This window comes from Actinoplanes sp. NPDC051405, assembly GCF_055586185.1.
Genome location: NZ_JBVJIR010000003.1, coordinates 131,882 through 145,150 on the forward strand (window position 1 = coordinate 131,882; position 13,269 = coordinate 145,150).

At 72.2% G+C, this 13,269-nt stretch carries 11 protein-coding genes; 4 read left to right on the plus strand and 7 right to left on the minus strand.

The window, feature by feature from the left end; genetic code table 11:
* Nucleotides 1-162: 162 nt before the first annotated feature.
* From ACZ6S4_RS08365 to ACZ6S4_RS08385, 5 genes are all read right to left on the minus strand, one after another.
* Nucleotides 163-1,047 carry a DUF2637 domain-containing protein gene (locus ACZ6S4_RS08365; protein ID WP_465474250.1) on the minus strand — a complete coding sequence of 295 codons (885 nt, stop codon included), beginning with the start codon at nucleotides 1,045-1,047 and terminating at the stop codon, nucleotides 163-165.
* A gap of 167 nt (nucleotides 1,048-1,214) precedes the next feature.
* Entirely contained in the window at nucleotides 1,215-2,360 is a 1,146-nt protein-coding gene (locus tag ACZ6S4_RS08370; protein ID WP_465474251.1) for a hypothetical protein, read from the minus strand.
* Between the two features lie 153 nt (nucleotides 2,361-2,513).
* Complete coding sequence (locus tag ACZ6S4_RS08375) at nucleotides 2,514-4,574, minus strand: 3-hydroxyacyl-CoA dehydrogenase NAD-binding domain-containing protein (protein WP_465474649.1); 2,061 nt, start codon at nucleotides 4,572-4,574, stop codon at nucleotides 2,514-2,516.
* A gap of 8 nt (nucleotides 4,575-4,582) precedes the next feature.
* On the minus strand, nucleotides 4,583-5,779 hold the full coding sequence (locus tag ACZ6S4_RS08380; RefSeq protein WP_465474252.1) for a thiolase family protein: 1,197 nt from the start codon (nucleotides 5,777-5,779) through the stop codon (nucleotides 4,583-4,585).
* Between the two features lie 548 nt (nucleotides 5,780-6,327).
* Nucleotides 6,328-7,668, minus strand: a complete 1,341-nt coding sequence (locus ACZ6S4_RS08385) for a ribonuclease D (protein WP_465474253.1) — start codon at nucleotides 7,666-7,668, stop codon at nucleotides 6,328-6,330.
* Between the two features lie 168 nt (nucleotides 7,669-7,836).
* Here ACZ6S4_RS08385 and ACZ6S4_RS08390 point away from each other — a divergent pair, with 168 nt between their 5' ends.
* Entirely contained in the window at nucleotides 7,837-8,835 is a 999-nt protein-coding gene (locus ACZ6S4_RS08390) for a S1C family serine protease (RefSeq protein WP_465474254.1), read from the plus strand.
* On the opposite strand, the gene ACZ6S4_RS08395 is transcribed toward ACZ6S4_RS08390, so the two are convergent.
* Nucleotides 8,832-9,404 carry a DUF3000 domain-containing protein gene (locus ACZ6S4_RS08395; RefSeq protein ID WP_212987669.1) on the minus strand — a complete coding sequence of 191 codons (573 nt, stop codon included), beginning with the start codon at nucleotides 9,402-9,404 and terminating at the stop codon, nucleotides 8,832-8,834. The genes ACZ6S4_RS08390 and ACZ6S4_RS08395 overlap by 4 nt on opposite strands.
* An 86-nt stretch (nucleotides 9,405-9,490) precedes the next feature.
* On the opposite strand from ACZ6S4_RS08395, the gene hemE reads away from it, so the two are divergent.
* From hemE to hemQ, 3 genes are all read left to right on the plus strand, one after another.
* A complete protein-coding gene (hemE, locus tag ACZ6S4_RS08400) occupies nucleotides 9,491-10,519 on the plus strand; it encodes a uroporphyrinogen decarboxylase (protein WP_465474255.1) in 1,029 nt (342 codons plus the stop codon).
* An 84-nt stretch (nucleotides 10,520-10,603) separates the two neighbouring features.
* Nucleotides 10,604-12,001: a protoporphyrinogen oxidase gene (hemG, locus tag ACZ6S4_RS08405; protein WP_465474256.1), complete on the plus strand. Its 1,398-nt coding sequence runs from the start codon at nucleotides 10,604-10,606 to the stop codon at nucleotides 11,999-12,001.
* An 85-nt stretch (nucleotides 12,002-12,086) separates the two neighbouring features.
* Nucleotides 12,087-12,794: a hydrogen peroxide-dependent heme synthase gene (gene hemQ / locus ACZ6S4_RS08410; RefSeq protein ID WP_360826708.1), complete on the plus strand. Its 708-nt coding sequence runs from the start codon at nucleotides 12,087-12,089 to the stop codon at nucleotides 12,792-12,794.
* On the opposite strand, the gene ACZ6S4_RS08415 is transcribed toward hemQ, so the two are convergent.
* On the minus strand, nucleotides 12,743-13,234 hold the full coding sequence (locus tag ACZ6S4_RS08415) for a GNAT family N-acetyltransferase (protein WP_465474257.1): 492 nt from the start codon (nucleotides 13,232-13,234) through the stop codon (nucleotides 12,743-12,745). The genes hemQ and ACZ6S4_RS08415 overlap by 52 nt on opposite strands.
* Nucleotides 13,235-13,269 lie beyond the last annotated feature (35 nt).

Sequence of the window (13,269 nt, forward strand, 5' to 3'; positions counted from 1 at the left end):
CCCGCACAGCCGGCCTCGTGGCGAGGGGGAGGCCCCCCCCCCCCCCCCCACCCACCCCCCCACCCCCCCCCCCCCACCCCCCCACCCCCCCCCCCCCCCACCCCCCCCCCCCCCCCCCCCCCCCCCCCCAAAACCTGTGCTGGCCGCGCTGGGGGATTTGCTTCAGGCTGCTAGGCGCAGGTCGGCCTGGTCTGCTTGGCGGCGGATTGTGCGCCAGCGGGATGCGCTGATTCCCAGTTGCGCCGCCAGGTCGGCCTCGGTGATTTCCGGATGGGCGGCCTTGATCTTCGCGGCTGCTTCCAGGGTCTGGGCCGGGGTTCGGCGGGGCTTGGCCGAAGGCTTCGCGGCCTTGGTTGATGCCGTGACCCTGCTCTGGCGGGTCAGGGCGGGGGCGAAGTCGGAGACTTCGGCGCCGCGGGTTTTCGGCAGGGTCTTTCGCGGCAGGGCTGCGGCTACTTCGGCCAGGGCTGCCGTTGTCGTGGGGCCGCGGCGGGCGTTGGCGGCCGTGGGCACGGGGATCAGGCCGGGCACGCTCAGGCTGTCGTCGCGGCCATCGTTCGGGGCCACGTGAGTGGCGGCCACGTGACTGGCGGCCACGTGGGTGCCGGCCGGGGGAGTTGTTGGCCGGGTGGTTGTTGCTCGGGCTTCGGTTTCGAGGGCGGTTATGCGGCCGGCCAGTTCGACGAGGCAGATGCTGGCTACGACGATCAGGCCGTCCACTGACAGCGGCAGGAGGTAGGGGGAGGCGCCCGTTTCGCCGTAGCGGGCTGCTACGCCGGCCATGTGCCAGTAGGAGACCCAGGCCGCGATGCCCGCGATGGTTGCCGTGGCGATCAGGCGGGCGAAGGCCAGGGAGCGGCGGTGGACCGGGACCCGCGAGATCAGCTCGACCGTCAGCAGCAGGGCCAGCGGCGGCCAGGCGGCGATCGCCTGGCTGATCGGGTTGTCCAGGGCGTGCAGAATGTTCGCGACCACGGAGGCCGCGACGCCCAGGACCAGGGTCGCTCGCACGGCCCAGCGGACACGGCGAAGTTGCGGGAGTACCACCGGACGCTCCTTGCCAGCTCGAAACGAAGAACCGGGACCCGTGCGGGACCCGGCCGATCATCCTGTCGCGTCGATGTTTCGGTACGGCATCGATGAGCGCAACCCGATAGACCGCGTCGCGTTCGTGTCAGGAGCGATGCGAACGTGTGACGCGGCCTATCGGCGTGTCAGTTTGACTTCTTTTCGACCTGGCCCCGCAGCTTGATGAACTCCTTCTTGGCGTCGCTCAGCGAGGTGAAGTACCAGAACACCAGGCCGGAGCTGCCCTCGTCCGCCCAGCCGCACATCGACAGGGGTGCCCCACCGGCGTTGCCCTTGGCGCACTTGGCCACGCCGCCGAGCGGTCCGGCCGGGATGCTCGCCACACCGGTCAGGTTCAGCTCGGAGACCCCCGGCCCGGTGAAGGCGCTGTCCAGCTCCTTCTTCGGGTTCGGCACCAGCGTCTTGGCCGCCACCACCACGACGATGTCCTGCTTCGCCGGCGTGCCGTAGAGCGCACCGACGGTCTGGGTGGCGCCGGGCACCAGCGCGAGACTGCTCTCGAGCTGCTCGACCCGGTCCGCGAAGGCCGGGTCGGTCACCTTGGGCCGGCCGCCGAGCGTCTTCGGCTCGACGATGCTGATGGTGGCCGTGGGCGTCACCGGCTCGGTCGGCCGGGTCGGCCGGGTCGGCTGGGTCGTCGGGGCGGCCGAGGAGATGGCGTCGGCGATGCCCTCGGCGGTGTTCCGGCCGGCCAGATAGACGGCGGTGCCGCCACCGACGCAGAGGACCAGCACCAGCGCGATCGACACCAGGGTGATCGGCAGCGCCCGTGACTTCTTCTTCGGCGGCGGGAAGCCGGGCTGCGGATAGCCGGGCTGGGGGTAGCCCGGCTGCTGGTAGCCGGACTGGGCGTACTCCGGCTGGTTGTAGTCGACCTGGGTGTAATCCGGCGGGGGGTACGACGGCGGCCCGTAGGCCGGCTGCGGGGGATAACCCGGCTGCGGAGGCACGGAGGCGGGCACGTCGGGGTTCGGCTGGCCCGGGTACGGCTGGCCGGGATACCCCGGCTGGCCCGGGTACGGCTGACCCGAGCCCGGCGGACTGGACCAGGGCTGCTCACCACCCGGCGGCTGCCCCGGATAGGCCTGCCCGGAGTAGGGCTGCCCGGACTGCGGCTGGCCCGGATAACCCTGCCCAGGCTGGGGCTGGCCGGGCTGCGGCTGGCCTGGATAGGCCTGCCCAGGCTGCGGTTGGCCGGGGTAGGGCTGTCCGGGCTGGGACTGGCCAGGGTAGGGCTGGCCCGAGTAGGGCTGGTTCGGCGGCTGCGACATCAACGCTCCATCGATCGGGCTACAGCACGTCGGAGCCTAGTCGCCGGCCGGGGCCGGTGGTCATCGGCGTACCGGCTGGTTGCCGCTGGTACGGAAGACGTCCCCGCGCCAAGGGGCAGGCACGGGGACGTCGGTTCCGTCACGGACAGCGCGTCAGGCGGGCACGCTCGCCACGCCCGGCGGCAGGAAACGCTTGCCGGTCACGCGTTCCGAGGTGCCGCTTCGGTCCAGGTACGGCGTCACGCCGCCCAGGTGGAACGGCCAGCCGGCGCCCAGCAGCATGCACAGGTCGATGTCCTGTGCCTCGGCCACGACGCCCTCGTCCAGCATCAGCCGGATCTCCTGCGCCAGCGCGTCCAGCGCCTGGCGGCGTACCTCGTCGCCGGTCAGCGGGGCGGAACCGCCCTCGACCAGCTTGACCACCTCGGGGTTGATCTCGTCGTCGACCATCAGCGGCAGGCCGGCGTCGACGATCTTGCGGAGGTTGGGGCTGTCGCCGAAGCGGTCCGGGAAGGCCCGGTGCAGCGTCTCGCCCACGTGCAGCCCGACCGCCGGGCCGACGAGCTGCAGCAGCGCGATCGGGCGCATCGGCAGGCCCAGCGGGTCCAGCGCCGTGTCGACCACGTCCAGCGGGGTGCCGGCGTCGATCGCGTTGAAGACCTCGCTGGTGAAGCGGGTCAGCAGCCGGTTGACCACGAACGCCGGGGCGTCCTTGACCAGCACCGACGACTTGCGCAGCTCCTTGCCGACGGCGAACGCCGTGGCCAGGGTCGCGTCGTCGGTGCGCTCGCCCTTGATGATCTCGAGCAGCGGCAGCACCGCGACCGGGTTGAAGAAGTGGAAGCCGACGACCCGTTCGGGGTGCTCGAGGTCGGCCGCCATCTCGGTCACCGACAGCGAGGACGTGTTGGTCGCCAGAATCGCCTCAGGGGTGACGATCTTCTCCAGCTCGGCCCAGATCTGCTTCTTCAGGTCGAGGTTCTCGAAGACGGCCTCGATCACGAAGTCGGCGTCGGCGAAGACGGACTTGTCGACCGAGCCGCTGACCAGGCCGCGCAGCTTGGCCGCGGTGCCCTCGTCCATCCGGCCCTTGCCGACCATCTTGTCGATCTGGCCGCGGACGTAGTCGACGCCCTTGTCCACCCGGCTCTGGTCCAGGTCGGTCATGACGACCGGCACCTGCAGGCGCCGGGCGAACAGCAGGGCCAGCTGCGAGGCCATCAGACCGGCGCCGACGATGCCGACCTTGGTGACCTTGCGGGCCAGCGACTTGTCCGGCACGCCCACCGGGCGCTTGGCGCGGCGCTGCACCAGGTCGAACGCGTACAGGCTGGCGCGCGACTCGTCGCCCATGATCAGGTCGGCGAGCACCTGGGTCTCGGCGGCAGTGCCGTCCTCGAACGAGGCGTCCTTGGCCAGCGCGAGCAGCTCGAGGGCCTTGTTGGCCGACGGGACCGCGCCGTGCAGGCGCTCGTCGAGCTGCTGCTTGGCGAAGAAGAGCACGCCCTCCCACATGTCCTTGTCGACTTCGGGGCGCTGAGGCGTGACCTCGCCCTTGACGACGCCGGTGGCCCACTCCAGCGAGCGCTCGAGGAAGTCGGCGGCCTCGAAGAGCTCGTCGGCGATGCCCAGCTCGCGGGCCTGCTTGGGCCGGAGCACCTTCTGGGTCAGCGGGTTCTGCAGGATCACCTGGGCCGCGCCCGGTACGCCGATCAGGTTGGGCAGCAGCTGGCTGCCGCCCCAGCCGGGGATCAGGCCGATGGCGACCTCGGGCAGGCCCAGCGCCGCGGCCCCGGTCGACACCGTGCGGTAGTGGCAGTGCAGCGAGACCTCGAGGCCACCGCCGAGTGCCGCGCCGTTGATGAACGCGAACGTCGGGATGCTGCTGCTCCTGAGCCGGGCGAAGACCGCGTGCCCCAGCTCGCCGAGGGCGACAGCCTGCTCCCGCTGAGTGATGAACGGCATGCCGGTGATGTCGGCGCCGACGCAGAAGATGTACGGCTTGCCGGTCAGCGCGATGAACGCCGGCTCGGCCTCGGTGGCCTTGGTGATCGCCTCGTCGAGCGAGCGCAGCCCGGCCGGGCCGAAGCTGTTCGGCTTCTTGTAGTCCAGGCCGTTGTCGAGGGTGATCAGCGCGGCGGGCTTGTCCAGCCCCGGCACTTTCACGAGACGCAGCAGCGCCTTGGTCACGACCTCGTTCGGGTAGTCAGGCAGAGCCGTGGTCACTTGTCCGCACCTTCCCAGTGGGGGTTCTCCCAGATCACAGTGCCGCCCATGCCGATGCCGATGCACATGGCGTTGATGCCGTACCGCACCTCGGGGTGCTCGGTGAAGTGCCGGGCCAGCTGGGTCATCAGCCGCACGCCGGAGCTGGCCAGCGGGTGGCCGATGGCGATCGCGCCGCCCCACGGGTTGACCCGCGGGTCGTCGTCGGCGATGCCGAAGTGGTCGAGGAACGCCAGGACCTGCACGGCGAAGGCCTCGTTGAGCTCGAACAGGCCGATGTCGTCGATGGTCAGGCCGGCCAGGCGCAGTGCCTTCTCCGTGGACGGGATCGGGCCGTACCCCATGACCTCGGGCTCGACGCCGACGAAGCCGTAGCTGACCAGCCGCATGGCGACCGGCAGGCCCAGCTCGCGGGCGGTGTCCTCGCTGGCCAGCAGGGCCGCGGTGGCGCCGTCGTTGAGGCCGGCCGCGTTGCCCGCGGTGACCTTGCCGTGCGGGCGGAACGGCGTCTTGAGAGTCGCCAGCTTGGCCATCGAGGTCTCCCGCGGCGCCTCGTCGGCGGTGGCCAGGCCCCAGCCCTGCTCGGCGTCGCGCACGGCCACCGGGACCAGGTCGGGCTGCAGCTTGCCGTTCGCGTACGCCTTGGCGGTCTTCTCCTGCGAGGCCAGGCCGAACGCGTCGGCCCGCTCCTTGGTGATGCCCGGCAGCCGGTCGTGCAGGTTTTCCGCGGTGGCCCCCATGACCAGGGCGGACGGATCGACGAGCTTCTCGGCCAGGATCCGCGGGTTGGGGTCGACGCCCTCGCCCATCGGGTGCCGGCCCATGTGCTCGACGCCGCCGGCGATCGCGACGTCGTAGGCGCCCATGGCGATGCCGCCGGCGACGTTGGTCACCGCGGTCATGGCACCGGCGCACATCCGGTCGATGGCGTAGCCGGGCACGGTCTTGGGCAGCCCGGACAGCAGCGCGGCGGTCCGGCCGATGGTCAGGCCCTGGTCGCCGATCTGCGTGGTGGCGGCGATGGCCACCTCGTCCACCCGCTCGGGCGGCAGCTGCGGATTGCGCCGCATCAACTCGCGGATGCAGCGGATCACCAGATCGTCGGCGCGGGTCTCGGCATACATGCCGCCCGCCTTGCCGAACGGGGTGCGGACGCCGTCGACGAAGACGACCTCACGGCTTACTCGGGGCACAACAAGCCTCCTTGCAGGCGGGGACTCCATGCTACTCGCCGGTAACATTGTTGCCTACCCGGCTCCTGCTTTGAAGCTATGTGAGAGACAAATCAATTTCACGCGGTCGCCTGGGACCCAGGAACAAGAGCAAGATCAATTTCCGGTCGTGCCTGGTTGCATGGTGCTGACCGTCGCTCCCGCCGAGACCGGTCGCTGCGCTCCCTGCCAGGTGCGGGACCACTCACCCTCGCCCGCGCAGCGGGCACCCCCCGGCTACGCCTCCACCTCACGCGCCCGCGCGAAGCCTCGCCTCACGCCTCGCCTCGGCGGGGAGATCTTGGTAGAGAATGGCCGCCATAGGGGCCGATTTTTACCAAGATCTGCTGATTGTCCCCGTTGCAGAGCCTGCCGGGTTGAGACGGGGAGTAGGCGCCGCGGGGACTGGTCGCCACGGCACGTAAGCACGCCTACAGGTGATACAGGGCACTTCTGGCGATTGCCGGCTGCTTGCAAGGCGAAAAACGCCTGCCGCGACCGGCAAGCGGTCGCGGCAGGCGATGTGTGGATCAGTCGGTCGGCGGCGGTGGGGCGACCGGGGGCGGCTCCGGGAGGACCTTGGCGATGCCGTCGGCGATCAGGCCCACCTGCCAGTTCCGGGCGCCGAAGCCACGCAGCGTGTCCGCCACCGTCTGCGGTGTCACGTCCTGCGGCGGTGACCACGCCAGCCGGCGGATGAAGTCCGGGCTGATCAGGTTCTCCGGGGGCAGGGTGTGTGCTTCGGCCGTACCGATCACGACCTGCCGGCAGCGCTGCAACCGGGCCGCCGCGACCGGGTCCCGCTCGGCCCAGCGGTGCGGCGGGGGCGGGCCGTCGACCGGCACGTTCACCGGTAGCTCGTCGTCCGGCAGGGCGCGGGCCGCGTCCAGGGCGTCCAGCCACACCCGGGCCAGCCGGCGCACCGACCGGCCGCCGAAGCCCGGCAGGGCCAGCAGCGCGCGTTCGTCCTTCGGGTCAAGCTCGGCCGCGGCGATGATCGCCGAGTCGGGCAGCACCCGGCCCGGTGCCGAGTCACGGCGGGCCGCCACACCGTCGCGGGCGTACCAGAGGGCGCGGACCCGGGACTGGGCGCGGGCGCCGCGGACCCGGTGGATGCCGGAGGTGCGCCGCCACGGGTCGGGCCGGCTGCGCGGCGGCCGGTCTGCGCTGGCCACCAGGGCCGCGAACTCCTCGGCGGCCCACGCCGACTTGCCCTGCCGCTCCAGCTCGGCGGCCAGCAGATCACGCAGGTCGGTGAGCAGCTCGACGTCCAGGGCGGCGTACGTCAGCCAGGACTCGGGCAGCGGCCGGGTCGACCAGTCCGCCGCCGAATGGTGCTTCTCCAGCGAGTAGCCGAGCAGCTGCTCGGTGAGCGCGGCCAGCCCGACCCGCTCGAAACCGGCCAGCCGGGCGGCCAGCTCGGTGTCGAACAGCCGGCGCGGCTTCATCCCCACCTCGGCCAGGCAGGCCAGATCCTGGCTGGCCGCGTGCAGCACCCACTCGGTCTCGGCCAGAGCCTCGTCCAGGGTGCGCAGGTCGTCCAGTGGCATCGGATCGATCAGCACCGTGCCGGCACCGGCCCGGCGCAACTGCACCAGGTAGGCCTTCTGGGTGTAGCGGTAGCCGGACGCGCGCTCGGCGTCGACCGCCACCGGGCCGGAGCCCGCGGTCATCCGCGCGACCACTTCGGCCAGCTCAGCGGCGGTCTCGACCGGCCGGGGCGTGCCGTCGCGGGGTGCGGTGAGGGGAACGGAAGTGCGGGCAGGTTCGCTCTCGGGACCGCCAGACATCGGGTCGGGCGGCACGGCGTGCGGTCCGTCCCCTGCTTGGTCCGGCGCGTCCCGACGGCGCAGGGGTGCTTCGTCGGTCACTCCGTAACCGTACGGGGGTACCGCCCCCGGTGTGCGCAGCCGGGTCCCGGCGCGTCGGGCCTCGATCCACTCGGGCCTGTTTCAAGAAAGCCCGCGCACGCCCGTCCGCGGACCCCTTCCCGTCCGTACTAGACACCGGAGCGTCGATACTCGGGAGGCCCGCGCCGCATGACGACCGCCTACGACCCCTTCGGGGTGCCGGGCCCGCGCCGGCCACCGCAGGATCCGCTGCTCAGCCTGCCCGACCACCCCTCGGGCGAATGGGCCACCGCGCACCGGCCCGAGCCCCGGTTCGGTCATCCGCGCCCGGCGAGCCGGTTCGGTGCGCCGTACCTGCCGTCGCCGGACGGCGCGGCCGCGTACCCCGTGGTGGCCGATCCGGCGACCGAGCCGGCCGTGCTCAACGGCCGCGGCCGCAGCCGCCTGATGACGATGCTCCTGGTCCTGGTGCTGCTCCTGGTCGCCGGCTGGCAGGCCTGGCAGCTCGACCGGGTGGACAGCCGGCTCGGCGCCAGCGCGGAGCAACTGGCCGGCGCGCTGCAACGCCAGGACCAGCTCACCGAGCGGGCGGACAAGCTCGAGCAGAAGCTCGCCGCGGTCTTCGACCCCGAGGCGATCTCGTCGTCGGTGCTGCCGAGCGTCTTCCGGGTCCGGGCCGGCAACTTCACCGGTACGGCGTTCTCGGTCGGCGACAAGGCGGCGGAAGGCCAGGCCAACCTGCTGACGAACTTCCACGTGGTCGAGTCGGTCTGGAACTCCGGCGCCCGCAAGGTCTTCCTGGAACGCGGCAAGGACGAGGTGACCGCGACCATCGTCAAGGTCAGCAAGGGCAACGACCTGGCCCTGCTGCGCGCCAACCGCAAGATCGCCGGGCTGGAGACCGCGCCGGCCACGGTCAAACCGGGTCAGCAGGTGGTGGTGGTCGGCGCACCGCTGGGCCTGGAGGACACGGTGACGACCGGGGTGGTGAGCGCGTACCGGCCGGACGACTCGGAAGGCCCGACGATCCAGTTCGACGCCCCGATCAACCCGGGCAACTCCGGCGGTCCGGTGGTGAACAGCGCGGACGAGGTGATCGGGCTGGCCACGGCCAAGGCCCGGGACGCGGAAGGCATCGGCCTGGCCGTCCCGATCAAGACCGCCTGCGACACCTTCAAGGTCTGTTAGTTCGCGCCCGCTCGTTGGCGGTTGCCGAGGGCGGTCACGCCGGGTGGGGGCAGGCCGGCGGTGGAGGCGAGCATGGTGCACCAGCCCTGCAGGTGGGCGCCCAGGTCTTCCGAGGTCGGGGTCCAGGAGGCGCGGATCTCCAGGTCGGCTGTCGGGGCCGGGCCGGCCAGCTCGCCGAAGCGGGTCGACGTCGTCTGGGTGATCGTGCCGCCGATCGCCGTGTACGCCGCCGCGTGCTGCTCCAGACCGTCGGTGAGCCAGGTCCACGCCACCGCCGGCAGCAGCGGGTCGCCGGCCATGTCCGACTCCAGTTCCGCCGTGATCAGCGTGACCAGCCGCAGGTTGCCCTGCCAGGCGTCGTGACCGGCCGGGTCGTGCAGCAGGATCAGCCGGCCGCTGGCCACCTCGTCACCGTCGCGCAGGACGGTGGCGCTCAGGGCGAAGCCGTACGGGGCCAGCCGCTGCGGCGCCGCGATCTCCTCGAGCAGGATCTCCTCGCGGGGCGCGGCAGCCCGCAGCCCGGTGACGGCGCGGGTGAACGCCTCGGGTGCGGCGGACGTGGGACCCATGCCTCGAAGCCTATGCCGATCACCGCGGTACCGGCCCGCGCGGCGCGCCGCACGACGCCGTTCACTCACGTGGCACGATGTCGCGGGTGACCACGATCCTCGAAGATTCGGCGTTCGTCCGGGCCTGCCGCGGCCTGCCGGTGCCGCACACGCCCGTCTGGTTCATGCGACAAGCGGGCCGCTCGCTGCCCGAATATCGCAAGATCCGCGCGGGGGTCGGGATGCTGGAGTCCTGCCGCCGGCCCGATCTGGTCACCGAGATCACCCTGCAACCGGTACGCCGGCACGGCGTCGACGCCGCGATCCTGTTCAGCGACATCGTGGTGCCGCTGGCGGCGGCCGGCGTCGACCTGGACATCGTGGCCGGCACCGGCCCGGTGGTGGCCGAGCCGATCCGGACGGCCGCGGACGTGGCCCGGCTGCGCCCGCTGGAGCCGGCCGATGTCGGCTACGTCGACGAGGCCGTGCGCCTGCTGGTGCCCGAGCTCGGCCCGATCCCGCTGATCGGGTTCGCCGGGGCACCTTTCACCCTGGCCAGCTACCTGATCGAGGGCGGACCGTCCCGGACGTACCTGAAGACCAAGGCCATGATGTACGGCGAGCCGGACCTCTGGCACGCCCTGCTGGCTCGGCTGGCCGACATCACGCTGGCGTTCCTGCGGGTCCAGGCCGGGGCCGGGGTGAGCGCGGTCCAGCTCTTCGACTCGTGGGCGGGCGCGCTGTCCGAGGCTGACTATCGCCGGTATGTGCTGCCGCACTCGGCGAAGGTGCTGAGTGGGCTGGCCGACGCGGGGGTGCCGCGGATCCACTTCGGGGTGGGCACGGCGGTGCTGCTGCGGGCGATGGGCGAGGCCGGCGCGGACGTGGTCGGGGTGGACTGGCGGACCCCGCTGGACGAGGCGACGACGCTGATCGGGGCGGACAAAGCGGTCCAGGGCAACCTGGACCCGGCGATCCTGTTCGCGCCGTGGGAGGTGGTGGAGCGCGAGGCCCGCCGGGTGCTGACCGAGGGCAAGGCGGCTCCGGGCCACATCTTCAACCTCGGCCACGGCGTCATGCCGGAAACCGACCCCGACGTCCTCACCCGCCTCGTCGAGCTGATCCATACGGACTGAGCCTCGGCGAAGGTGCGTGCCGTGCCTGTCACATCGAAGTACCCCGGTGGCCGCGGAGCATCGTGACCTGACAATGTTGGTTCCGTGCGGAAGCGGGTTGCGGTCGTCGGCGGCGGGATCGCCGGGCTGGCTGCTGCCGTGCGGATCCGGGACCGGGCGCCCGCTGATACCGAGATCATCATTTACGAGCAGTCCGGGCGGCTCGGTGGCAAGTTGCGCACCGGGGAGCTGGCCGGCAGCACCGTCGAGCGGGGGGCCGAGTCCTTCCTGATCGGCGGGCCCGATGGTGGCGAGTCCGCGGCCGTGCGGTTCGTGCGGCGGCTCGGGCTGGGTGATCGCATCGTGCACCCGTCCGCCATTCCGGCTGCCCTGGCGATCGGTGGCGTGTTGCAGCCGGTGCCCAAGGGGACGCTGGTCGGCGTACCCGGGGATCTGAGCCTGCTCGGCGCGGTCGCGCGGCCGGCCGCCGGCCTGGACCGCGACGAGGGCCGTCCGCTGCTTGATCCTGGCGCCGACGTCGCCGTGGGTGCACTGGTCCGGGCCCGGTTCGGTGACGAGGTCGCCGACCGGCTGGTCGACCCGATGCTGGGCGGCGTGTACGCCGGCCGCGCGGACCGCCTCTCCCTGGCCACCACCATGCCCGCCCTGGCCCGCACCGCCCGCACCGAGCACACCCTGACCGCTGCCGTGCGCGCCGCTCAGGCCGCCGCCGCGCGCGTGCCCGGCCGGCCGGTCTTCGGCGCGGTCGACGGCGGGATGACCCAGCTGGTCGCCGCCGCGGCGGCCGCCACCGGCGCGCGGATCAGCCTGGGCCTGCCGGTCCGCGAGATCGCCCGCACCCCGCACGGCTGGCGGCTGCTGCTGGGCCCGGTCCCGGCGCCGCAGACCGACGATGTCGACGCCGTCGTGCTCGCCGTGCCGGCCAGGCCCGCCGCCCGCATGCTCGCCGGGGTGGACCTGTCCGCCGCCGCCGAGATCGAGGCGCTCGACTACGCCGGCGTCGCGCTGATCGCCATGGCGCTGCCGCCCGGCACGCCGCTGCCCGACCTGTCCGGCTTCCTGGTGCCGCCGACCGAGGGCACCCTGGTCAAGGCGGCCACGTTCTTCACCCACAAGTGGGCGCACCTGCGCCGCGAGGGCGGTCCGGTGATCATCCGGGCCTCGCTGGGCCGGGCCGGCGAGGAGCAGCGGCTGCAGCCGCCCGATCCCGTGCTGGCCGCGACCGCCCATGCCGAGCTGGGCCGGCTGCTCGGCGGCGAGCTGCCGCCGCCGGTGGAGACGTGGGTGCAACGCTGGGGTGGCGGCCTGCCGCAGTACGCCCCGGGGCATCTCGACCGGGTGGCCCGGGCCCGGGCGGCGCTCAGCGACCGGCCCGGCCTGGTGCTGGCCGGCGCCGCGTACGACGGGGTGGGCATTCCGGCCTGTGTGGCCAGCGGCGAGAGCGCCGCCGACGACGTCCTGAAACACCTGGAGGAGCGATGACCGCCTGCACCGAGCATCACCGAGCGAGTGCGGCCGACGGCCGCGACTGCGAGGGCCAGAAGGGCATCGCAAAGGAGGCACAGCGATGACCGATCAGCCGCAGACCAATGCCGCGCGGGTCAAGGAACTGAACGCGACGATCCGTTACACCATGTGGTCGGTCTTCAAGGTCGCGTCGCCGCTGCCGGCCCTGCGCGAGGACCTGGCCGGCGAGGTCGACGCGCTGTTCGAGCAGCTGCTCGGCAAGGACGTGGTGGTGCGCGGCACGTACGACGTGGCCGGCCTGCGCGCCGACGCCGACATCATGGTGTGGTGGCACTCGGAGTCGCCGGACGCGCTGCAGGAGGCGTACGGGCTCTTCCGCCGGACGGCGCTGGGCCGCCACCTGGCACCGGTCTGGTCCCAGATGGCGCTGCACCGCCCGGCCGAGTTCAACAAGAGCCACCTGCCGGCGTTCCTGGCCGGCGAGGAGGCCCGCCCGTACATCTGCGTGTACCCGTTCGTCCGGTCCTACGAGTGGTACCTGCTGCCCGACGAGGAGCGGCGTTTCATGCTGGCCGAGCACGGCAAGATGGCCCGCGGTTACCCGGACGTGCGGGCCAACACGGTTGCCTCGTTCGCGCTGGGTGACTACGAGTGGATGCTGGCGTTCGAGGCCGACGAGCTGCACCGCATCGTCGACCTGATGCGTGACCTGCGCGCGTCGACCGCGCGCCGGCACGTCCGCGAGGAAGTGCCGTTCTACACCGGTCGCCGCCGTTCCGTCACCGAGCTCGTGGCTGCCCTGCCCTGAGACCTCTTCATGGGTACGTGGGGGATGCCGTCCTCCAGATACTCGGGTCCGGTCGGCACGAAGCCGAAGCGGCTGTAGAAGCCGGTGAGATACGCCTGCGCCTCCAGCGTGCTCGGCCGGTTGCCGATCACCTCGAGCGCGTGGGTCATCAGCCTGCTCGCGTAGCCGCCCTGGCGCGCGTTCGCGGCGGTCACCACGCGGCCGATCCGCTCGGTGCCGCCGTCGTCGAGGATTCGCAGGTAGGCCAGGATCTCGTCGCCCCGGGCCAGCCACACGTGGCGGGTGCCGGGCTCGTCGTCGCGCCCGTCCAGCTCCGGGTACGGGCATTTCTGCTCCACCACGAACACGTCGACGCGCAGCTTCAGGATCGCGTACAGGGTGGTGGCGTCGAGGTCGCGGAACGACGCCACCCGGATCTCGTCTCGGGGCTCCGGATGCATGAGTCGGATTTTAGGCGTCACCGGAACGCACCCTC